Source organism: Actinopolymorpha sp. B17G11 (assembly GCF_040196095.1).
Taxonomy (GTDB): domain Bacteria; phylum Actinomycetota; class Actinomycetes; order Propionibacteriales; family Actinopolymorphaceae; genus Thermasporomyces.
In genome coordinates, this window is the sequence record NZ_JBEFTW010000001.1 from 228,002 (window position 1) to 249,338 (window position 21,337).

Below are 21,337 nucleotides of genomic sequence, written 5' to 3' on the forward strand. Positions count from 1 at the left end.
ACCAGGCCAACTTGCCAGGAGTGGCCAACGAGTCAGATCCGCCCCGGCTGGCAGGTCGGCGGGCCCGGCCAGTGGTCTCAGGCGGGCGGCGTGCCCGGGTCAGTGCTCCCAGGTGAGGGTGCGTCGGCAGGTTCCGGGAGTCGGGTTCTCGATCCCGTTGTGGACGATCACTTCGCGGCCGTCGGGGTCGGTGTAGCACTCCTCGACGGTCGGCCCGGTCTTGGAGGAGTCATAGACCAGCGTGCCGTCGGTGTCGTAACCACGCAGGATCGTGCCCGGTGGATTGATACCGATCACCAGGTCGTCCTCGTCAGGCGTGCTTTCCGGACCCACCTGCGAGGTCCGGCCCGGCGGATCCGGCACCGGTGCGAACCAGAATCCGTTGCGCAGTACGGCTTCCCGCTCGGGCTCGCCCTTCGCCTGAACCGTGACGGTCGCGACTGGACGCGTGACGAGGCCGAAACCGTCGCTGCGCATGTCCACCGGTGCGAACAGGTGCGGAATGTCCTTCGCGGCGGCCGAGCCGAACGCCGAGGACGAGAGCGGGTTGCCGCGGCCGTCCCGGACGCACACGACGTACTCCCGGCCCTTGCGGGTGACGAGCCAGGACGCGGAGACCCAGGGGCGGTGCTCCTCCGGCAGGGTGATGCCGACGTACGGCACGTGACCGTCGAACATGCCCGGCGCCCCCGATGCGCAGTCACGCAGGTAGTCCCGCGTCTCCTGGTGGCTCAGCTCCCGCGCCACCGGCGCAGGCTCGTACGCCGCCAGGGTCGGTTTCCCCCTCGACTCACCGGTGGGTTCCCCGCCCGGTGAGGACGTGGGTTCGGACGTGGGTTCGGACGTGGGTTGCTCCGTGACCTCGGTGCCGCCTTGCGGCAGGCTGCCGGCCGGGCCGATGCGACTGTCGCTTAGGCCGATGTTCTGGACCACGACCGTGCCGCCGACGGTGAGTGCCGCGACCGAGGCGGCCGCGACGATCGGGACGACTGGCCGGCGGGGACGCACCGCCCGTTCATGGTCGATGATCCTCAGCAGCTTCGCCCGGCGTCGCTGGTGGTGGGGGAGCGAACGCTCCGGCGGCGGTGACAACAGGGTGTTCATGGATGGACCTCCTCAGCGTTCCTGCGGCAGGACCAGCAGGCCCTGCAGACGTTGACGGGCGCGTGACAAGCGCGACTTGACAGTGCCGACGGCGATGCCGAGTGCGACGGCGGCGGCCTGCTGGTCCAGTCCTGACCAGATGCAGAGTTCGACGACCTGACGTTCGTGCCGGGGCAGCCGGTGGACCGCCCGCCGGACTTCTGCCATGCGGCGTTCGTCGTCGATCTGGGCGGCCACCTCGTCGGCGTGGTCGGGATGTTCGTCCCGGGCGACGCCAGCCCTGGCGAGGGCGAGCCGGTAGCGGCGTACGGACCGCCACTCCGTCCGCGCCGCGTAGTCGGCGACCTTCAGCAGCCACGGAAGGGCGCTGTCGCGGTCGAGAACCACCTGCGTCCGCTTCCGCCAGGCCAGGAGGAACACCGAGGAGGTGAGGTCCTCGGCGTCGCTCGCCGACGCCGTACGCCGGAACAGGAAGTTGTAGACCGCCCGGGCGTGCCGGTCGAACAGCAGCCCGAACGCCTCGGTGTCGCCCGCGCCGGCCAGGTCCCAGAGGTCGCGGTCGTTCAGCATCTCCGAACGGAGCGTCATGTGAGGTACATGTCCGTCCCCCCGCGTGTGGTTGCCGTCCAGCGTGCCGCGGGCATTCACCTGCTCAGTCCGTACGCCCGGATCACCGTCTGCCGCACGCTGGCACCGGCCGAGTCGCGCCCGGTCGCCCGCAGCGACACGAACGCGGCGCTCTGCGGGTGGGCGATGTCAGCCAGCCAGCGATCGGTGCCCGCGTCGGTCAGCTCGAGCGGTGTCCACGTCCTTCCGTCGTCGAAGGACGCCTCGAGCCGCACGTCGCTGACCGGAGTGTCGGGGTCGGCCCGCTGGGCCCGGACGTCCAGCCGGAACGGCTTTCCGGCGGGTGCCCGGTCGCGCAGGTTGAACGCGCCTCCCACCCGGATGCCGAGGACGCCCGGCCTGGCGAAGTTCTCGAACGGTCCGGCGGTGAACTTCCAGGTCGTGTTCACCCGGGTCGCGAGCGCCGACCAGTCGACGGTGCGAGTGGCTCTGCTCGTCACCGTGAACTCCGCGCGATCCGCCGGGATGTCGAATCGGCCGCCGTCAGGGCTGTCACTCGTCCCGACCACGGTGCCGTTGCGGCGTAGCGTCGTCTGCATGGCGATACCGCTGCCGTCGGAGAAGAACGCGTGCCCGTCCTCCGCCGGCGAGAACGGCGTGAGGTTCAGGAAGAGCCCGCTGCCGTAGAAGAACGGCGTGGCCACCGGCCCGATGGCCGCGACGTTCCAGTCTTCGCGGTACTTCGTTCCAGCCTGGTATTTACTGAGCGGTCCGGCGATCTCCCCACCGCCGTCGCCCTCCAGCGAACGATCCCACACCAGGTCGGGGCCGGTGGAGTAGAACGCGAGCCGTCTGCTGGGCATCGTGACGGGGTAGCGGTTGAGCCGACCGTCCCAGATGTCGGTGAACGGGATGCTGGCGAACGTCGCCTCCCGGGAGCCCGCCACCGCCTGGCTGTGGAGCCGCAGGTTCACCGCCGCGAGGTCGCCGTCGTGCACAGTGAACGTCGGCGGGTCCGGGATCTGCCCGGACATGTCCTCGAAGAGGTGGTAGTCGCGGGGTATCCCGTTCGCGCCGGATCCGCCGTCGTCGAGCGGCTCGCCGAGGGTGGCGAGATAGCCGAAGGTGTACGGATGGCCGGTCACCTTCGCGGTCGGTGTCGCGTACAGCGGGGTGTTGCCGACGTTGGGATCGTTGCCGCCCCAGACCCGGAAGCCCAGGATGCCGTTGTCGACCCAGGTCGCCTGGTAGCCCGTGGGCTTGGCGGCCGGGTTGTCCACGACGGCACGTACCCGACGCCCCTTCCGCGCGTCGAGGGTCACCGCGGTGTCCTTGTCCAGCACGAGGTCCGGCCGGGTCGCGAGCGTCGCCGGCGTCGGCTCGGCAGCCGCCCTTCCCGGTGCTGCCTTGGGTGGAGCGCCGTCGAAGATGGACGTTGCCAGGTCGTAACGCCCCTTCGGCAGGCGCAGTGTCACGGGCTCACCAGGCAGGTGGACGAGCCGTGGCGGGCCGGCCGCGACGTTGGTCAGGCCGGCTACCGTGTCCACCGGTTCACCGGACCGGTTCACCGCGTCGACGGTCAGGTCGTAGGACTCGACCTCCTTGGTGATCCCGATCGGTGTGCTGACGACGGTCTCGCCGCCGCGGGCGGTGACCCTGCCGGAGTAGTGCCCGTCGGGACCGCCCAGCGTGGTGTCACCCGTGACCGTCACCTGTGCGGAGCCCCTCGCCGGGAGGGTCACGGTTCTCGGCGTCACCGTGAACATGCCGTCGGGGGCGGGTTGGCCGTCCGGGCCGGTACCTGTCGCGGCGAGGTCGAGGGTCACGGCCGCGTCGCCGGTGTTGGCGTACGTCAGCGTCGTCGTGACCGGTTCGTCGCCGTCGTGGGGCCAGCGGGCGATCCCCATGCTGAGGGCCGCCGGGGTCGCCAGCACGTTCTGTCGTACGGCAGCCGCGACGTCGAGCCGGCCCGCACCTTGCGCGAAGACGCCCAACGTGGGGTGCGGCCCGGCCGTACCCATCAGGACCGAACGCAGTTCGTCGGCCTTCCAGCTGGGATGCTGCTGGGCGAGGATCGCCGCGGCGCCGGCGACGTGCGGCGCCGCCATCGACGTGCCGGACAGCGTGGTGTAGCGCTCGTCGACGACGTCGCCCAACTCGGTGCCCGCCGCGCGGGCGGCCACGATGTCCTGACCGGGCGCGGTGAGCTCCGGCTTGATCGCACCGTCGCCCGGCCGTGGGCCGACGTTGGAGAACCCGCTCAGCTCGTCCTGTTTCGTGACGCTGCCGACCGCCAACGCCGCGTCCGCGACGGCCGGCGCGGACACCACGTCCTCGGCCTCCGCACACGAGTTGCCGCTCGGGTGGTTGCCCGCCGCGATGGCGAACAGCGCGCCCGACTGTTCGGTCAGGGTGTTGACCGACTGCGACATCGGGTCGGACCCGTCGGTCGGGCAACCGCCAAGGCTCAGGTTGACGACCCGGGCGCCCTGCGCGACCGCCCACTCCATGCCCGCGATGATCGCGGAGTCGGTGCCGTAACCACCGTCGTCGAGGACCTTGCCGACGAGCAGGTCGGCGTCCGGTGCGACACCCGTGTACCTGTCGCCGGACGCCGTGCCGCTGCCGGTGATGATGGACGCCACGTGGGTGCCGTGGCCGTTGCCGTCGTGCGTACTCCCCGTCTCGGTGAAGTCCTCGGCCGCCACCACGGCGCCGGCGAGATCGGGGTGGTCGGCGTCGATGCCGGTGTCGAGGACGGCGACCTTCACGCCCTCGCCGGTGAAGCCGGCCTGCCACGCCGCGGGCGCGCCGACCTGCGGGACGCTCTCGTCCAGGGACGCCCTGACGCGGCCGTCCAGCCACACCTTCTCGATGCCGGGATCGAACGTCCGCGTCGCCGCCTGGCCACGGGTGAGTTCGGCCCAGAGCGCGCCCGTCTTCTCCGCCCGGACCGCGGTGCTCTGCACGCTGGGCAGCTCCCGGGTGACTGTGGCGTCGGCCGCGGCAAGAGCGGACCTCGTGTCGGCCTTGGAGCGCGCCGTGGTGCCGTGGGACACGATCAGGGGGAGGTCCTGGCGTACGCCGTCCGCGTAGCCGTGACTGATGAGGGTGTCGACATCGAACAACCTGGGGTCGAGCTTCCCGGACGCGATCAACGCCGCGGCGTCCGCGGGCACGACACTGAGGCCGCCGGCGGCCGACCTGCGTTCGACGAACGGCACACCCTCGCGGCCGGGAGCCGGCCGGATGTCCATGCCGCGCCGCCCGTCGCGGCTGGTGGAGACCACCACCTTGTCGCCGGTGACCAACGTGACGACGACCGTGCGTTCGCCCCTGGCCGGGCCCGCCGCGCTGCTCGCCGTTCCGGCAGAACCGGCGGCCGAAACTGCGGCCGGACCGGCCGCCAGACCCGTGACCGCGAGCACGAGCGCGAGCAGCAGTGCGTGCCATCGATGGCGTCGCATCGAGAGTCCCCCTTCGTCGGGCAGTACGCGCGTACACCTCTCATGTGTCCGCGGACATCCGACAGGTTCCCGCGTAAGTCACGGCAGGTGGGGTAGGCGCGAGGGCGGGGTCTCTCGAGGACCTCGACACGGTCCGGCACGGCGAGGGAAGGGGACGGGTATGGGTGGGCTGCTGCGGTCAGTTCTGCGGGGTGCCGCGGCGGGTGCGGCGGGTACGACCGCGCTCAACGCCGTCACCTATCTCGACATGGCCGCGCGCGGCAGGGCGGCGAGCCACACCCCGGAGGACACCGTGGAGATCCTGTCCATGAAGACGCATGTCCCGGTGCCCGGTCAGGGGGAACGACGGCACAACCGGGTCGCCGGGCTGGCCCCACTGACCGGCCTCGTCGCCGGTGTTGCGACGGGTGCGCTGCTCGGCGGGCTCCGCGGGCTCGGCTGGCGGCCCAGCCCGGTCGTGGGCGCGGTCGGCGCGATGGTCGTGGCGATGCTCGCCGGGAACGCCCCGATGGCCGCCCTCGGTGTCACCGACCCGCGAGGTTGGGCGGCCAGGGACTGGGCGGCGGACCTCATCCCGCATCTCGCCTACGGTGCGGTGACCTCGCAGGTGCTCGACGGCCTCGACCGCCCGACACAGGACCATCGGGGCGCGGCTCGGGTGCTCGACCTGCTGGACGGCAGGGTGCACCACCACCCGCTCACGCGGGATCTCGCTTCGCAGCGCACCCGCGTGCTGCGTTCATTGGTTCGCTCGTTCCCATCGCTCAGGCGTAGGGGTCGGTGATCCCGCCAGGGCACGTCAGCCGTTCGAGGTCCCACCCGGCGAGCCTGGCGCCGGCCTGGTAGACCGTCTCGTAGAAGTCGAGGACGTTGCCCATCGGATTGTCAGCGGTGCGTACGTCGTCATAGCGCAGCACGGCGAGTGGACTCCCACGCTGCTCCAGCCACTGCGCCGACGGCGGGCGGAGGGGTTGGTCGGCGAGGCCCTCGGGTGCCGGGGCGACGTAGGAATAGAACGCCGGCTCCGGAAACGCGTCGTCGCCGAACCAGAATCCCGCACTGATGACTTCGCGGGAGTACGCCTCACGGGTGACGGGATCGGTTTCCGGTGACTGTTCGACAACTCGGTCGGAGAATCTCGTCACGGCGATGTCGAACGTGTGCCAGAAATGATGGACTGGGCTGATCTTGCCCGAGAATCCCGAAGAGAACTTCTCGAGGAGAAGATTGACCTGACTCAGCACCTGCCAATAGCGGTTGACCCAGACCGGGTCGTACGTCGCGTGCGCGGTGTCGGAGCCGAAGGGGTGTCCATCGCCGGGAATGTCGAAGGGGTGCGGATGGTCGATCGTGACCTTCACCCCGATCGCGTCCAACGCCTCGAACGTGCGGTCGTAGAAGGACGCGACCGAATGGCCGAGCAGGGAGAAAGCCGCTGACCCGCCTTCGATCGACTGCGCAACCAGTCGGTGGTCGACAAAGTCGAAGTCGACGGTGAAGACCGGGTTTCCGTCGACCAGACCCATGGGCCGGGTGGTGATGCCCCGGCCGGTGAGATGGTAGGGGACATTCCACCAGTGGTTGCGCCTTACGCCGGCTGCGAGGCGAACCTTGCCGACGATCTGAGCGAACCGGTGCAACGTCTCTTTGCTGTCTTTCCAGTCCGCTAACGGGATCGAAGGGAAGAGTTGCATATGAATCACCGTGCCCCGTGGTCGACGCCTGCTGTTTTCGATCCTTACACCCGCACGGCACTGGTGCCCACTCCGCGAATGTCAAGGGACCAGAGGTCCATTCGGTCGCCGCATTTCGATCCAGATCGTTCCATGCGTTCGACGCAACTTCGACCCACGATTGTGTGCGGCGTAAATCTGTCCACCATTCCCGCCCGGCGTGGCCACGTTATGTGGACACTGGGGACTGAGATGTCTCCGGGCCGCCCGGCGTGATCGGCGATGTTTCCTTCGGGGTCAGGACTTCCGGAGGACGGCGATCGAGGTAGCTGGCACCCGGGGAATGTCACGACAAGGCCCGCGGAGCGGCCAACAGGACCTGCGGCCATCGCGGGTCGTTGATGGCCTCGTGCGGGCCCAGGGGGTGGATTGTGGCCGAGCGGCATGAAGATGACGCGCGGAAGCCGATCCTGACCGACCGGCGCAACTGGGTACGGTCGCTGGCGATGGCCGGCGTGGTCCTTGTCGGGCTGTCCGCGGTGACGGAGACGCTCACGCGGGGAGGTGCGCGCCCGCTGGTGGTCGTGCTGGGTGGCCTCGCGCTGCTGGCGCTCGCCGCCGCCGCCCTGGGGTGGATCTTCGGCGTGAGTGACACCTCCGCCGAAGCCGACGACGACCCCGATGACCTCTTCAACCCCACCCGGCCGCGGACGGACCAGTCCGACGAGGACGACGACGCCGAAGCCGAAGACGACGCCGATGCGGACGAGCCCGTTGCCGACGACACCGAAGCGCGCGAACGTAGGACCCGCCTGCGCGAGTCGCGCACCGAACTCCGGGCACGAGGTGACCAACGCGGGCAACGAGCGCAGCGCCCCGCGGCTCGCCGCGACGAAACGGTGGACCAGGCACCCGCCCGGCCGCTCGCCGAAGGCACCCTCGACGGCGACGCGCGCCGACTCTCCGAACTCCTGGACGCGGACCTCGGTCCGACACCGACCCGCTACACCTCACGCGGCCACGCGCCGTACGTACGACGCCCGGCCGCCGACGGTCGGCTGGCCTCGCTGCTGAACCCCGACCGTCCTCCGTACGCGTTCGTCGTGGTCGTCGGTCACGAGAAGGCGGGCAAGTCCCGCACCGTGGTGGAGGCGATCCGAAAGACGATGGGGACGAAGGACCCGATGGTGGTCATCCCGGAGAACGGCGAGGCCCTGGCCGAACTGCTCCGCCCGGAGCCGCCGGTGGCGCCCGAGCGCCAGCCGTGGGTGTTGTGGCTGGACGATCTCACCGCCGCGGACCTCGCCCACCTGTCCGCGGACACGATCGAAAAGGCCACCCGCAACGCCGTCCTGGTGGCCACGATGACGAAGGAACGCTGGGACCAGATCCACGCCGGACGCGGCGACGTCGCGGCGGTCGCCAGGTCGGCGCTGAGCAAGGCGACGAAGATCCCGTTGCAGTACCAGCTCACTCCTCCGGAGCGGGCCGAGGCCGCGCAGCTCTATCCGCAGGAGCGGATCACGGCGAGCATCGGCGAGGCGCTCGTCGGTGGTGAGCAACTGGTCGAGCGGTTCCGCTCGGGCCGGGAGACCGACCCGGCCGGCTACGCGATCGTCCAGGCGGCGATCGACGCACGGCGGGCCGGACTGAAGCGGCCCGTCACCGAATCGGAACTGCGGGGGCTCTACCCGCTCTACCTCCGGCGGATCCGGATCGACCTCGACCCCACCTCAGCACTGTTCGCGCAGGGCATGGCGTGGGCGACCGAACCCATCGCCTCGGAGGTGTCGCTGTTGCGGGCCGCCGAGCAGCCGGGCAGTTCGCCGGCTCCGGGTGTCGAGGGCGCGGGCCAGGGCGGCGGTGCCGGCCGACCCGCCGCGGGCCGGCAGTCGATGCCGGGCCGGTCAGGACGTACGCCGGCGGCAGCGGGATCCGCGGGCCGCTCGGGTCGTGCGGCACCTGCGCAACCGGCACGTACGGCATCCTCCCGAGCCCAGAGGAACGGCCTGGTCGGCTTCGAGGTGCTCGACTACCTGGTCGCGGTCGAGGAGGGCGCCAACGGGCACGAGGGCCGGCCGGTCTTCGACCCGATGTGGCAGGAACTCCTCGCGGCCGTCCCCACCGACGACGCGTTCGACATCGGCATCAACGCCAGCCTGCGGGGAAACCTCCAGGCGGCCGAACCGGCGTTCCGGAAGGTCCTTGACTCCGGCCATGCCGACCTCGCTCCGCGGGCGGCCAACGACCTCGGGTTGCTCCTGCGGGAGCAGGGCGACCTGTCTGGAGCGCGGTCGGCGTTCCAGCGGGCCGTGGACTCCGGTCACGCGGACGTGGTGCCGCGGGCGGCGAACAACCTGGGTTCGCTGATGCGGGACCAGGGCGACATGACGGGGGCGAAGGTCGCCTTCCAGCGGGCCGTGGACTCCGGCCACGCCGACGTGATGCCGCGGGCGGCGAACAACCTGGGCTCGTTGTTGCGGGACCAGGGTGACGTGATGGGCGCGCGGTCGGCGTTCGAGAAGGCGATCGACGCCGGCTCGGCCGACACCGCCGCCGTCGCCGCGGTCAACCTGGGTTCACTCCTGCGGGAGCAGGGCGACCTGGCCGGCGCGCGGTCGGCGTTCCAGCGGGCCGTCGACTCGGGTCAACCCGACGTGGTGCCGGTGGCGGCGGTCAACCTCGGTGTCCTGCTGAAGGACCAGGGGGACGTGTCGGGTGCGCGGTCCGCGTTCCAGCGGGCCGTCGACTCCGGGCATCCCGACGTGGTGCCGGTGGCGGCGGTCAACCTCGGTGTCCTCATGCGCGACCAGGGCGACGCGGCGGGTGCGCGGTCGGCGTTCCAGCGGGCCGTCGACTCGGAGCGCACCGACGTGGTCCCCGTTGCCGCCTTGAACCTCGGAGTCCTCCTCGCCGAGCAGGGCGACGTCGCCGGCGCCGAGATGGCGTACGAACTCGCCGTCAACTCCGGTCATGCCGACGTCGTACCGATGGCCGCGTTCTACCGCGGTTCACTGTTGAAGGAGCACGGCGACGCCGACGGTGCCCGGGCGGCGTACGAGGTGGCCGCCGACTCCGGTCACGCCGACGTCGCTCCGATGGCGGCGAACAACCTCGGTGCGCTGCTCGCCGCGCAGGACGACCTGACGGGTGCGCGAGCGGCCTACCAGCGCGCGGTCGACTCCGGCCACGCCGACGTCGCTCCGATGGCGGCGAACAACCTTGGCGCGCTGCTCGCCCAGCACGGGGACCTGGCCGCGGCGCAGGCGGCCTACCAGGTGGCCGCCGGGTCGGGGCACACGAGTGCCGCGCCTGTCGCGGCCGTCAACCTGGGCATGTTGCTGGAGGAACAGGGCGACGCCGTGGGAGCCCGGGAGGCCTACCAGCGGGCCGTGGACTCCGGCCACACCGATGTCGTGCAGTCGGCGGCGGTCAACCTCGGCGTCCTGCTCCGCGACCAGGGTGACCTGGCGGGAGCGCGCTCGGCATTCCACCTGGCGATCGAATCGGGTTATGTCGACCTCGCCCCGGTGGCGGCCGGCAGCCGGCGGGTCCTGCTCACCGAGCAGGGCGGCACCGTCAGTGCGCAGGCCGCGTACCAGCTCGCCGTCGACGTCGGGCACTCGCAGATCGCCGGCATCGACGGGGAAAGGCCAGGCAACGTGACGCGCTCACGCGCGCGTGTCCCTGAGCAGTCCGGCAACGGCTCACGCACCGGCGCCGGCTCGCGGCGCGCCCGACGTGACTGATCCAGTGGTGGTCCAGGCGCCCCCAGCGGGGCAGGCCGAATAGCACCCGACGGACTTCCTGGCGGCAGGCAAGGCGCGGCCATTGGTCCCGAACGATTCGTCCGACCCCGTGGAGAGACTGGAGGCAGCGGTCGGTCGTCCCGGTCGTCGAAAGGCGCCGGCGCGATGATCATTGTCGGTGTCTCCTGCGCGTTATCGGATATGTGCCGAGAATCTCGACTCGGACCAAGGAGGTGAGAGGCGTGACTGAGCCGATCAAGGACGATGTCGTGGACCTGCTCACCCGGCAACACAACGAGATCAGGAGCCTGTTCATCAAGGTCACCCAGGCGGGAGGCAAGGAGAAGCGCGAGTTCTTCGCAGATCTCGTCTGGCTGCTTGCCGTGCATGAGGCTACCGAGGGAGAGGTCGTCCACCCGATCGCGCGCAAGGAGATCGACGATGGGGACGAGGTGATCGAGCACCGCGTGGAGGAGGAGCAGGACGCCAAAGAGGCGCTCGCCGAGCTGCACGACCTCGGCGTCGACCATCCTGAGTTCAGGGCCAAGCTCCTGGCGCTGGCCGAGGCGATCGCCGCACACGCGAAGTACGAAGAGGACGAGGAGTTCCGCTTCCTCCGCGAGCGGGTGCCACCCGGCCTACTGCAGGAGATGGCCGGGGCCGTTGAGGCCGCCCAGGCCACGGTGCCGAACAGGGAGCGGGTTGAGGCCGACAATTCGACCGACGCCACACCGGCCGACGCACCGCTGGCGATCTTCGAGCACGTCCACGACGCCGTCCGCGAGTGGCGGCTCCGCGACCGATGACGACGTGGCCGGCGGGTCCCCACCAAGGGGGTTGAGGTCCCACTCAGTACCGCCCTGCCCGGGATCGACGGGACCTTGGGCACCCGACGGCCGTGGTCGTTCGCCCCTGCTGTCTGACATGAGGACGGCGTGTGCTGGCTGTCGAGAGATCCGCCTGAGAGGAGACGGTCATGAACGAGCGCATGTGGGAACGCATCGGAGCAGCCAGCGGGTTGTTGTCCGCGGCCCTGCTGGCGGCAGCGGTGCTGGTACTGCCGTCGACGGGTGGGGTCGGCTCGACCGCGGCGATGATCCGGTACTTCGCCGACTACAGCGTCCAGGTGCGGGTGTCGCTGCTGCTGGTCCTGCTGGCCATGGTCGTGTTCCTGTGGTTCGTCGGACACCTGCGGCACGTCCTGCAACGGGCAGAAGGTGGCGCGGAAGCGTTCTCGCCCGTGGTGCTGGGTGCTGGTGTCGCGCTGTCCGCCGTGGGACTGCTGAGTGTGGTGCCGGGCGGAGCGCTCGCCTATCTGGCGCAGGGGCCGCAGAGCATGATGGCTGGCGACGTTGCGCGCTCGCTGATCGGCGCGCGCATGTTCTCCGGCGCGGCGCTGGAGTTGCTGATCGCGCTCTTCACCGGAGCCGCAGGACTCGCCATGGTGCGCCGGGAGCTGGCAGGGAGGTGGCTCGGCTGGTTCGGCCTGGCCGTCGCCGTGATCGGGCTGATTGCCGGCGTGGCAACCGCGATGACGATCACCGTTTCGACCTTTGCCACGGTGATGAGCTTGCTCACCTTTGCGACTTTCGTTCTGTGGCTCGCTACGGCGTCCGTGGTCATGGTCGTCCGTCCCGAGGTCGAACGCACGCCGGCCGAGCGCTCCGTCTTCGCCCACTGACGAAACCGGATCAGCGGCGTCGGCGGGGCACGATTCGGCGCGGAAAGGCCGACTGAACCGGTCCCGGCGTGGAAAGGAACTCGGTGTGAAGGCTCTCGTTGCGGTGACTGCGTTGGCCATCGGTGCTGGGGTGACCGGTGCCGTCATCGTTCGGCGGCGGCGCCGCAGAAACCTGCAGCCGTCCCAGGTCGGATGAGGTCCCGAGGACGTCCCGGAAACGCCCGCGCAGCTGGATCGGACGGCGGTCTGCCGGGGGAGCGGCACGACACGGCGGCGTCGATCGCCGAGAGCCACTCCGCGGTGGTCGCGTTCATCGGGGATCGTGCGTACAAGGTCAAGAAGCCGGTGAACCTCGGCTTCCTCGACTACACCACCGTCGCCGCGCGGGAGGTGGCGTGTCGCCGGGAGCTGAATCTCAACCGGCGGCTGGCGCCCGATGTCTACCTCGACCTCTGGGAGGTCCAGGACAGTAGGGGCAGGACCCGCGACTGGGTCGTCGTGATGCGCCGCATGCCCGCGGATCGACGGCTCTCCACGCTGGTCCGTCAGGGAGAGGACGTGGAAACCGACCTCAGGACGTTGGCGCGGCTGCTCGCGGCGTTCCACGCCGGCGCCGAGACCGGACCGGCGGTGGCTGCCGCCGGTCTGCCAGGCGCACTACGAAAGCGTTGGAGCGACAACCTCACCGAGAGCGCTCTCTTCGCGGGGAGCGTCCTCGACAAGGAGCAGTTCGACGAGATCGGCGACCTTGCGCTCTCCTACGTCGACGGGCGGGCGCACCTGCTCGACGAACGGGCGAGTGCCGGGTACGTCGTCGACGGTCACGGCGACCTGCTGGCCGATGACATCTTCTGTCTTCCCGACGGGCCGCGTGTGCTCGACTGCCTGGAGTTCGACGACGCGCTCCGCAACGTCGACGGCATCGACGACGCCGCCTTCCTGGCAATGGATCTCGAACGACTGGGTGCCGCGGACCTCGCGCAGCGGTTCCTCGGGTGGTACGGCGAGTTCTCCGGAACGGTGGCGCCGCCTTCGCTGGTGCACCACTACATCGCGTACCGCGCGTTCGTCCGTGCCAAGGTCGCCTGCCTGCGGTATCGGCAGGGTGTGCCGGAGGAACGGGCGAACGCGCGGCAGTTGGCCGGCATGGCGTGGCAGCATCTGCGGACTGCGCGGGTCCGGCTCGTGCTGGTCGGCGGTCTGCCGGGCACCGGCAAGTCGACCGTGGCCGCCGGTCTCGCCGACCAGCTGGGGGCGACGTTGCTGCGGAGCGACGAGATCCGCCGGGAAGTACCCGGAGCCGCCGCGCTCGACCCGCACGCGGGTTACGGCCGCGGGTTGTACGAAAGTAAACACGTGCACGCCACCTATCGGCAGCTGCTGGCCCGCGCCCGGACGCTGGTCGAGCACGGCGAAACCGTCATCGTCGACGCCACCTGGAGCGACCCGGACGAACGCCGGGCGGCGCGGACGCTCGGGCGGGAAACGTCCACCACGCTCGTGGAGCTGCGATGTGTGGCGCCCGCCGAGGTCACCAGGCCGCGCATCGCTTCGCGGGTCGGTGACGCGTCGGACGCGACGATCGAGATTGCCGGGCAACTGGAGCAGAACTTCGCGGACTGGCCCGAATCCCTCCCGATCGACACCGCGCGGTCCGCCGACGACGCGGTGGCGGCGGCATGGGGAATCCTGAAGGAGTAGGTCGTCAGGAGGTGTCATGCAGTCCGGCCATCGCAGTGTCCCGCACACGGCCGACAGCCGGTTCGAGGCGTGGGCGCCGACGCGGGAGCTGTGCGTGGCCGAAGCCGTCACCGCGATGGTCGAGACGTTCGCCGACACCACGTCGGCGAGCCCGACCGACGTCGCCACCTTCGAGGTCGCCGAGGACGGCGACGAAGACCTCCTCGTCGAAGTGCTCAGTGAAGTCATCTACCTCATGGAGACCGCCGACGTCCTCCCCCTTCGGGCCACCGTCGAGCCAGCGGAAGAGGAGGGCTACGACGTGCGGTTCGCGGTCACCGGACTCGACCAGACCGAACTGGTCGGCGCCGTGCCGAAGGCGGTTTCCCTGCACGGGCTGCGATTCGACGAGAACGCCGACGGCTGGACGTGCGCCGTCACCCTCGACGTCTGAGCCGATCCGGTGAGGTGGCCGGTTCCTCCTTCGTCGTGACCGCGGCGGTGACCTCGACCTCCAGGACCGCTTCGGGACGGAAGAGCCGGCTCACCTCGACCGTCGTACTGGCCGGTGGTGGCGTGCCCGGGAAGAGCCGGCGGCGTACGGCACCGTAGGCGGGAAGGTCGTCCATGTCCGTCATGTACGTACGGATGTGCAGGACGTCGGCGAACGTCGCGCCGTGCGCGGCGAGGATCTCGCGGATGAGTTCGAAGATGCGTTCGGCCTGGGCAACGGGGTCGCCTGGCGCGACCACTTCGCCGGCGTCGTCGACGGCGACCTGCCCGGCCAGCATGAGCAACGCGCCCCCGTCGATGTCCAGCCGGGCGACATGCGCATAGGGGCCGACGGGTTCGGCGACGGTGGCGGGATTGTCGAGAGTGACCTGCACGGTGGGCTCCTTCAGTTGTTCGTACGGGCAGTCATTCGTACGCGCGGAGAACGGCCAGCTGAACCGCGCTCAGACGATGCTGGCGAGGTCGGCACTCCGGTCCCGTGCCCGTGAGCTGCCCCGTCGCTGCCGCGTCGGCACTGCCCACGGCATCGACGGCAGCCGCGTCGGCCAGCATGGTCAGAACGAGTGCCATGCCTTCCACAGTAGGCACGCCGTTCCCATGCGACCACCGAATGTCCTGCATGGCTGCCATCGCGACACCGCATGGCTTGCGCCTAGCATGAACGCCATGCAGATCGAGTCCCTCGAGGTGCTGCGTACCGTCGCCCGCCACGGTTCGATCACCTCCGCCGCCAGGGAACTGCGCTTCACCCAGTCCGCGGTCTCCCGGCAGATAGTCGTGCTCGAGCAGGAGTTCGGTGCCCAGGTCTTCGACCGGCTGCCGCGTGGCGTGGCACTCACCGAGGAGGGGGTGTGCCTGCTCGCTCATGCCGAGGCCGTCCTGGACCGGCTCGACGCCGCCCGGCGTGACCTGGAAGCGCTGCGTGGGTTGGGTTCCGGCCGGATCAGGGTCGGCGCGTTTCCCACCGCGGTCGCGGCACTCGTCCCGCGGGCGCTGGGGGCGTTCCGCGAGACCCATCCGAAGGTGTCACTGGCGCTCCTCGAAGGTCGGACGCCAGACCTGCTCGAACGACTGAGCGCCGGTGACGCGGACATCGCGGTGGTCAGCGCGGCACCCGACCAGCCACTCGACACGGGACGGTACGACCTGCGCCACCTGCTCGACGAGCACCTCCTGGTGGCCGTGAGTCGTACGCATCCGTTGGCGCATCGTCGGGTCGTACGCCTTGCGGAGTTGGCCGATGACTCCTTCATCCCAGGTTCGGCCACCGACGAGGACACCCTGCTGCGCGCGAGCCTGCCACCGGACTTCCACCCGCGTACCGGCATCGTCGCCGCCGACTGGACCGGCAAGCTGGGCTGCGTTGCCGCCGGCCTTGGCGTCGCGCTCATCCCCGCGCTCGCCCGCCGGGCGGTCCCCGCCGACATCGCGCTGCTCCGGCTGAAGAGTGCCGACTCGTCCGTACGCCGGGTGTTCGCCGCGACCGTCGCCGGCCGGGCGAAGTCTGCCGCGGCCACCGAGTTCCTCACTCACCTCGGACATGCCGCGAGTGACATCTGACCCGGAGCCTTCGTCAGGCCACGGCGTCAGGCCACGGCGTCAGGGGACGGCGTCAGGGGACGGCGGAGGGTCACCGACGGCTCCGGCGGTCATCCCTTGACGACGCCGATGGGGAGCAGGCGGGCGACCGGACGGGCGAGACCCGCGCCGGTCGCGGCCTCGATCACCGCGTCGATGTCCTTGTACGCCTCGGGTGTCTCCTCGGCGAGGCCGCGCCACGAGGCCCCGCGCACCGCGATGCCCTGCGCCTCCAGGCGGTGCCGCAGCTCCTCGCCGCGGATTCCCCTGGCGGCCTGGTGCCGGCTCAGCATCCGCCCCGCGCCGTGACACGTCGACGCGAACGCCGGGCCGCCCTCGACACCGGTCAGGACGTACGACGCCGTCCCCATCGACCCCGGAATCAACACCGGCTGCCCGGCGCCGCTGATGTCCCGCAGGTCCGCCGGGAGGTCGGGATGCCCTGGCGGCAGTGCCCTCGTCGCCCCCTTGCGGTGCACGCAGAGCCGGCGCGGTTCGCCCGCCACGTCGTGCGTCTCGATCTTCGCCAGGTTGTGCGAGATGTCGTAGACGAGATCGAGGCCGCAGCCGGTGATCCGGTCGAAGACCCGACGCGTCGCCTCACCCAGCAGTTGCCGGTTCGCCCTTGCGTAGTTGGCCGCGGCCGCCATCGCACCGAGGTACACCCGGCCTTCGGGCGACTCCACCGGTACGCATGCCAGCTGCCGGTCCGGCACCCGGATGCCGTAGCCCGGCATGGCCTTCTCCATCGTGCGGACATGATCGGAGCAGATCTGGTGCCCGAGTCCACGGGAACCGCAGTGGATCATCACGCAGACCTGGCCGGTACGAAGTCCGTAGGCCGTGGCGACCGGCTCGTCGAGCACCGCGTCGACGACCTGCACCTCGAGGAAGTGGTTACCCGAGCCGAGGCTGCCCACCTGGTGCAAGCCGCGATTGACAGCGCGTTCGCTCACCTGGGCAGGGTCCGCGTCATCCACCGCACCGCGGTCCTCGCAGCGGTCGAGGTCGCGGGCGACGCCATGCCCCTGCTCGACGGCATACCGGGAGCCACCCCGCATGACCTTCTCCAGCTGGTCCTTGCCGCCAAGCTTCCACACCGCTCCGCTGCCCATGCCGCGTGGAGTCGCATGCCCGAGACCGTCCATCACCGCGTCAAGGTGAGGTTGCAGCTCGGCGCGGTCGAGATCGGCGGCATAGAGGCGTACGCCGCAGGAGATGTCGAAACCGACGCCACCCGGCGACACGACGCCACCCCGGTCGATGTCCGTCGCGGCCACTCCGCCGATCGGAAATCCGTAACCCCAGTGCATGTCCGGCATGGCGTACGACGCCTCGACGATGCCCGGCAGCGTTGCCACATTGGCGACCTGCTGGAGCGCCTGGTCACCGCCGGCCTCTGGCAACAGGGCGCGGGACGCGTACACGATGCCCGGCACCCGCATGTCGTCGACGGGATCGATCCGGAACCGGAACGCCGTCTCCTCGACAAGCTTCATCGTCGTCGCTCTCCCTCGCTCTCCTCCGCCGCCGCCACATTCTGTTTGACCGCGAGGAAACTGTCGGGGGTGACGGAGATGGAATCGATGTCTGCGCGGACCAGGATCCGGGCGAACTCGGGGTCGTCACTGGGCCGCTGCCCGCACAGGCCGACCTTGCACTCCTGCCCGACCATCCGAGTACGCCGGTGCGCCACGGTGACGAGGTGCTGGATGCTGCGTACCACGGCGGGATTGCGTTCGTCGAAAAGTCCAGCCAGTTCGGCGGAATCCCGGTCGACACCGAGGGTGAGCTGGGTGAGGTCGTTGCTGCCGATCGAGAATCCGTCGAAGCGTTCGGCGAACTCCTCGGCGAGGATGATGTTGGACGGGATCTCCGCCATCACATAGACCCGCAGGCCATTGCGTCCGCGACGCAGGCCGTACTCCCTCATGGTCTTCAGCACGTGGTCGGCCTCGTCGGTCGTACGACAGAACGGGATCATGACGACGACGTTGGTGAGTCCGATCTGGTCACGCACCCTGGCGATGGCCCGGCACTCCAGTGCGAACCCTGCCTGGTATCCCTCGCTGTAGTAGCGGCTCGCACCCCGCCAGCCCAGCATGGGGTTCTCCTCGGCGGGCTCGAACCGTTGCCCACCGATGAGCCGGGCGTACTCGTTGGTCTTGAAGTCACTCATCCGGACGATCACCGGATCGGGCCAGCGGGACGCGGCGATGTGCGCGATGCCGGCCGAGAGGCGATCGACGAAGTACTCCGTCCGGTCGCGATAGCCTCGCGTCAGCTGGAGGATGCGCTCCCGGGACTTCTCGTCCACCTTGTCCGGGTGGACCAGTGCCATGGGGTGCACCTTGACGTGGTTGTTGACGATGAACTCCATCCGGGCGAGGCCCACTCCGTCGGCGGGAAGGCGCCACCAACGAAATGCCGCCGCCGGGTTGGCGAGGTTGAGCATCACCTTGGTGCGCGTCGCCGGGATGGCGGCGAGGTCGAGATCACGCGCCTCGTACGCACAGATCCCCGCATAGACGTAGCCCTGCTCGCCTTCCGCGCACGACACCGTGACGTCCCGGCCGTCGGCCAGCGTCCCGGTCGCGTCGCCTGCCCCCACGATCGCGGGGACGCCGAGCTCACGGCTGACGATCGCGGCGTGCGACGTACGCCCGCCGTGGTCGGTGACGATCGCGGCCGCCCGCTTCATGATGGGCTCCCAGTCCGGGTCGGTGAGGCCGGTGACCAGGACGGATCCGTCGACGAACCGGTCGATCTCCGCCGGGCTCGCGAGGTTGCAGACGCGGCCGGCAGCGATGGCGTCCCCGACCGCCAGGCCGGTGACCAGGCGTTCGGTGGTGCGGGTGAGGGTGTACGACCGCAGCAGTGCGGCCTCGCGACGGGCCTGGACCGTCTCGGGCCTGGCCTGGACGAGGAACAGCTCGCCGGTACGGCCGTCCTTGGCCCATTCCATGTCCATGGGTCCGCCGTAGTGCTTCTCGACCGCGGCGGCCCACCGGGCCAGGGTGAGGATCTCGTCGTCGTCGAGGACGAGACCGGACCGCTCCGTCTCACTGGTGTCGACGGACCGGGTGTGTACCGCCTGCCCGTCGTCGGCATAGACGACCTTGGTCTCCTTGCCGCCACATGTCCTGGACAGGATCGGACGGAGATCGGGCCGGTCGAGGAGCGGGGTGAACACCACGTACTCGTCCGGGTCCACCTGGCCGGCGACGACCGCCTCGCCGAGTCCCCACGAGGCGTTGATCAGCACGACCCTGGGGAATCCGGTTTCGGTGTCGAGGGAGAACATCACCCCCGCTCCCGCGAGATCCGAACGGACCATCGCCTGTACGCCGATCGACAGCGCCACGCTCAGGTGGTCGAAGCCGAAGTCTTCGCGATAGTGGATCGCCCGGTCGGTGAACAGCGAGGCGAAGCACCGCCGGCAGGCGGCGAGCAGGTCCCGCTCGCCGCTCACGTGGAGGAAACTCTCCTGCTGCCCGGCGAAGCTGGCCTCGGGGATGTCCTCGGCGGTGGCGCTGCTGCGCACGGCGACATCGGGCTCGGCGTGGCCGAGGTGTTCGGACAGCCTGCGGTAGGCGTCCCGGACGGCGTCGGTGAGATCCGCTGGAAGGTCGGTCTCGACGAACAACTCGCGGATGGCAGCACCGACCGTGGCGAGGTCCGCGCCCGCATGGAGAAGGTCGAGTTGCGCCGCCACCTGGTCCCGGAGACCCGTGGTGTCCACGAACTCCCAGTACGCCTGTGCGGTGGTCGCGAACCCCTCCGGTACCCGGACGCCGGCACCTGAGAGGTGACGCGTCAACTCGCCGAGTGAGGCGTTCTTCCCGCCCACGACGGCGAGGTCGCCGCGATCCACCTCGGCGAACCACGCGACGTGCCGATCGACGGACATGACCTGTCACCACCTTCCACCGCGCGGATCCCGGCACACCACGAGCCGCACCACCCCCGGTGTGCCCGCCAGGAGGATCGGCCGGAGCGCGTTACTCGGGCGTTCGCGCCGACGGCAGGAGCTGGTGTGCCCGGCGGGCGGCCTTCGCGGCGGTCTCGCCGGGTGGTTCAGGTGGCGGGACGTGTTCGAGACCGCTGGCAAGCGCACTGACGGCATCGGTGAGTGCCCGCACGTCGCGCTCCAACCGCTCCAACCGGTCGTCGGTCTGGCCGGCCGTCCGGACGTGCTCGGACCCGGCCTCGTCGCCAGCAGCGGACGCCTCCCCGCCACGTGCAGGTCTGACGCCACGTGCAGGTCTGACGCCACGTGCAGGTCTGAACAGTGTCGCGAGCTGATCCGGCATCTGGGCGAACGCCGTCTCGAGCAGGCCCGGCGAGAACATCTCACCCAGGCCGGAGGAGACGGTGGACGCCACGTCGGGTACCTCCGCGGTCGAGATCCTGGCCTCCTGCGCGAACCGGGCAGTGCACTCGCCGGCGGCGATCCTGATCGGGACCCTGCTCGGGGCCCACCCGTCGTAGAAGACGCCACGCAGCACCTCGGGGAGCTGTGCGGCCAGGTGCGCCGCCCCCTCCACGGGAAGCCGGTCCCGCACCGTGTGCAGCCAGGCCCGGACGACCCGAAATGTGAAGTCCAGGTCTTGGGTGCCGAGATGTCGGGCGATGGTCGCCAGCCATTCGTGGGCCGTGCGTTCCGCGTGTTCCAAGGCGTGTGGCCGCAACGTCATCGCCCCCTGGAGATCCCTGGTGTACGTACCGTCTCGTTTCAGCCGTCTCGTTTCAGCATCTGCAGGCGGTCCGCCCGGATCCAGGGCCGAACGACCCGAGCGAACGTCTCACGTCCGGCACTACACAACTGCCACGCGAATCGGTTCGCTGTGAGAGACCACGAGTACCGAGTCCACCTGGGGGCGATGACTGTGACAAGCATCATGCGGCGCGAACCCGGCCGCTTCGGAGATCTGTTCGACTGGTTCGGGGAGGAACTGCTTCCGACACCCCTGCTCGGCCCGTTGGCGGGGCGACACCTCATCCGGGTGGAGGAATACCTCGAGGCCGGAAAATATGTTCTCCGCGTCGAATTGCCCGGAATAGACCCGGACAAGGATGTCGAGATCACGGTCTCGGGCGGAATGCTCACCGTGCAGGCGGAACGGCGCGAGGAAAAGAAGGAGGCGCACCGGTCGGAATTCAGGTACGGCTCCTTCCGGCGCAGCGTGACACTGCCCGCCGGCGCCGACGAGGACGACGTTCAGGCCTCGTACGCCAACGGCATTCTCGAAGTCAGGGTCGGGGTGAAGGAGCCCGAGCGGGCCGAGGTGCGACGCATTCCGATCGCCCGGCAGGGCTGAGCCG

17 protein-coding genes are annotated in these 21,337 nt (G+C 70.0%); 8 read left to right on the forward strand and 9 right to left on the reverse strand.

The genetic code is table 11. The features are described from left to right. Positions 1–99: 99 nt before the first annotated feature. Genes ABN028_RS01005 through ABN028_RS01015 form a run of 3 tightly spaced genes read right to left on the reverse strand, consistent with a single transcriptional unit; the run spans position 100 to position 5,138 of the window. Positions 100–1,104 (reverse strand): hypothetical protein, encoded by a 1,005-nt coding sequence (locus ABN028_RS01005; protein WP_349695249.1) that lies wholly within the window; start codon positions 1,102–1,104, stop codon positions 100–102. 12 nt (positions 1,105–1,116) lie between these two features. Then, positions 1,117–1,692, reverse strand: coding sequence for an RNA polymerase sigma factor (locus ABN028_RS01010; protein ID WP_349329536.1), 576 nt, complete (start codon positions 1,690–1,692; stop codon positions 1,117–1,119). 56 nt (positions 1,693–1,748) lie between these two features. Next, the gene (locus tag ABN028_RS01015; protein WP_349695250.1) at positions 1,749–5,138 is read right to left on the reverse strand and encodes a S8 family peptidase; all 3,390 of its coding nucleotides are present in this window, start codon (positions 5,136–5,138) and stop codon (positions 1,749–1,751) included. Between the two features lie 160 nt (positions 5,139–5,298). Here ABN028_RS01015 and ABN028_RS01020 point away from each other — a divergent pair, with 160 nt between their 5' ends. Then, positions 5,299–5,922: a hypothetical protein gene (locus ABN028_RS01020; protein ID WP_349695251.1), complete on the forward strand. Its 624-nt coding sequence runs from the start codon at positions 5,299–5,301 to the stop codon at positions 5,920–5,922. Here the strand turns inward: ABN028_RS01020 and ABN028_RS01025 are convergent. Then, entirely contained in the window at positions 5,903–6,832 is a 930-nt protein-coding gene (locus ABN028_RS01025; protein WP_349695252.1) for a DUF5996 family protein, read from the reverse strand. The genes ABN028_RS01020 and ABN028_RS01025 overlap by 20 nt on opposite strands. A gap of 410 nt (positions 6,833–7,242) precedes the next feature. Between ABN028_RS01025 and ABN028_RS01030 the strand changes: the two genes are divergently transcribed. The 5 genes from ABN028_RS01030 to ABN028_RS01050 all read left to right on the forward strand — a co-directional run bounded on the left by ABN028_RS01030 (position 7,243) and on the right by ABN028_RS01050 (position 14,375). Further along, a complete protein-coding gene (locus tag ABN028_RS01030) occupies positions 7,243–10,560 on the forward strand; it encodes a tetratricopeptide repeat protein (protein ID WP_349695253.1) in 3,318 nt (1,105 codons plus the stop codon). 242 nt (positions 10,561–10,802) lie between these two features. Next, the gene (locus ABN028_RS01035) at positions 10,803–11,366 is read left to right on the forward strand and encodes a hemerythrin domain-containing protein (protein WP_349329531.1); all 564 of its coding nucleotides are present in this window, start codon (positions 10,803–10,805) and stop codon (positions 11,364–11,366) included. A gap of 170 nt (positions 11,367–11,536) precedes the next feature. Then, positions 11,537–12,241, forward strand: coding sequence for a hypothetical protein (locus tag ABN028_RS01040; protein WP_349695254.1), 705 nt, complete (start codon positions 11,537–11,539; stop codon positions 12,239–12,241). A 192-nt stretch (positions 12,242–12,433) separates the two neighbouring features. Further along, on the forward strand, positions 12,434–13,942 hold the full coding sequence (locus tag ABN028_RS01045) for a bifunctional aminoglycoside phosphotransferase/ATP-binding protein (RefSeq protein ID WP_349695255.1): 1,509 nt from the start codon (positions 12,434–12,436) through the stop codon (positions 13,940–13,942). A gap of 16 nt (positions 13,943–13,958) precedes the next feature. After that, the gene (locus tag ABN028_RS01050) at positions 13,959–14,375 is read left to right on the forward strand and encodes an archease (protein WP_349329527.1); all 417 of its coding nucleotides are present in this window, start codon (positions 13,959–13,961) and stop codon (positions 14,373–14,375) included. Here ABN028_RS01050 and ABN028_RS01055 read toward each other — a convergent pair. Beyond that, a complete protein-coding gene (locus tag ABN028_RS01055; protein ID WP_349329525.1) occupies positions 14,359–14,808 on the reverse strand; it encodes a RidA family protein in 450 nt (149 codons plus the stop codon). The two genes, ABN028_RS01050 and ABN028_RS01055, sit on opposite strands and share 17 nt — an antisense overlap. Positions 14,809–14,839: 31 nt before the next feature. Continuing rightward, entirely contained in the window at positions 14,840–15,004 is a 165-nt protein-coding gene (locus tag ABN028_RS01060; protein WP_349329524.1) for a hypothetical protein, read from the reverse strand. A 96-nt stretch (positions 15,005–15,100) separates the two neighbouring features. On the opposite strand from ABN028_RS01060, the gene ABN028_RS01065 reads away from it, so the two are divergent. After that, the gene (locus tag ABN028_RS01065) at positions 15,101–15,994 is read left to right on the forward strand and encodes a LysR family transcriptional regulator (RefSeq protein ID WP_349329523.1); all 894 of its coding nucleotides are present in this window, start codon (positions 15,101–15,103) and stop codon (positions 15,992–15,994) included. Between the two features lie 89 nt (positions 15,995–16,083). Here ABN028_RS01065 and ABN028_RS01070 read toward each other — a convergent pair whose 3' ends face one another. The 3 genes from ABN028_RS01070 to ABN028_RS01080 form a co-directional block, all read right to left on the reverse strand. Beyond that, positions 16,084–17,511: an RtcB family protein gene (locus tag ABN028_RS01070; protein WP_349695256.1), complete on the reverse strand. Its 1,428-nt coding sequence runs from the start codon at positions 17,509–17,511 to the stop codon at positions 16,084–16,086. Further along, entirely contained in the window at positions 17,508–19,922 is a 2,415-nt protein-coding gene (ppsA, locus tag ABN028_RS01075; protein WP_349695257.1) for a phosphoenolpyruvate synthase, read from the reverse strand. Before ppsA ends, ABN028_RS01070 begins: the two co-directional genes overlap by 4 nt. 91 nt (positions 19,923–20,013) lie before the next feature. Beyond that, positions 20,014–20,709 carry a DUF2267 domain-containing protein gene (locus ABN028_RS01080; protein WP_349695258.1) on the reverse strand — a complete coding sequence of 232 codons (696 nt, stop codon included), beginning with the start codon at positions 20,707–20,709 and terminating at the stop codon, positions 20,014–20,016. Between the two features lie 186 nt (positions 20,710–20,895). Between ABN028_RS01080 and ABN028_RS01085 the strand changes: the two genes are divergently transcribed. Continuing rightward, positions 20,896–21,333: an Hsp20/alpha crystallin family protein gene (locus tag ABN028_RS01085; protein ID WP_349695259.1), complete on the forward strand. Its 438-nt coding sequence runs from the start codon at positions 20,896–20,898 to the stop codon at positions 21,331–21,333. Positions 21,334–21,337: the final 4 nt, after the last annotated feature.

Bases quoted from the DNA above. Each gene is read 5' to 3' on its own strand.
- ABN028_RS01045 (WP_349695255.1), top strand. From the start codon at position 12,434: ATGAGGTCCCGAGGACGTCCCGGAAACGCCCGCGCAGCTGGATCGGAC.
- ABN028_RS01085 (WP_349695259.1), top strand. From the start codon at position 20,896: ATGACTGTGACAAGCATCATGCGGCGCGAACCCGGCCGCTTCGGAGAT.
- ABN028_RS01015 (WP_349695250.1), bottom strand. From the start codon at position 5,138: ATGCGACGCCATCGATGGCACGCACTGCTGCTCGCGCTCGTGCTCGCG.
- ABN028_RS01050 (WP_349329527.1), top strand. From the start codon at position 13,959: ATGCAGTCCGGCCATCGCAGTGTCCCGCACACGGCCGACAGCCGGTTC.
- ABN028_RS01020 (WP_349695251.1), top strand. From the start codon at position 5,299: ATGGGTGGGCTGCTGCGGTCAGTTCTGCGGGGTGCCGCGGCGGGTGCG.
- ppsA (WP_349695257.1), bottom strand. From the start codon at position 19,922: ATGTCCGTCGATCGGCACGTCGCGTGGTTCGCCGAGGTGGATCGCGGC.
- ABN028_RS01040 (WP_349695254.1), top strand. From the start codon at position 11,537: ATGAACGAGCGCATGTGGGAACGCATCGGAGCAGCCAGCGGGTTGTTG.
- ABN028_RS01080 (WP_349695258.1), bottom strand. From the start codon at position 20,709: ATGACGTTGCGGCCACACGCCTTGGAACACGCGGAACGCACGGCCCAC.
- ABN028_RS01010 (WP_349329536.1), bottom strand. From the start codon at position 1,692: ATGACGCTCCGTTCGGAGATGCTGAACGACCGCGACCTCTGGGACCTG.
- ABN028_RS01065 (WP_349329523.1), top strand. From the start codon at position 15,101: ATGCAGATCGAGTCCCTCGAGGTGCTGCGTACCGTCGCCCGCCACGGT.
- ABN028_RS01005 (WP_349695249.1), bottom strand. From the start codon at position 1,104: ATGAACACCCTGTTGTCACCGCCGCCGGAGCGTTCGCTCCCCCACCAC.
- ABN028_RS01025 (WP_349695252.1), bottom strand. From the start codon at position 6,832: ATGCAACTCTTCCCTTCGATCCCGTTAGCGGACTGGAAAGACAGCAAA.
- ABN028_RS01070 (WP_349695256.1), bottom strand. From the start codon at position 17,511: ATGAAGCTTGTCGAGGAGACGGCGTTCCGGTTCCGGATCGATCCCGTC.
- ABN028_RS01060 (WP_349329524.1), bottom strand. From the start codon at position 15,004: ATGGCACTCGTTCTGACCATGCTGGCCGACGCGGCTGCCGTCGATGCC.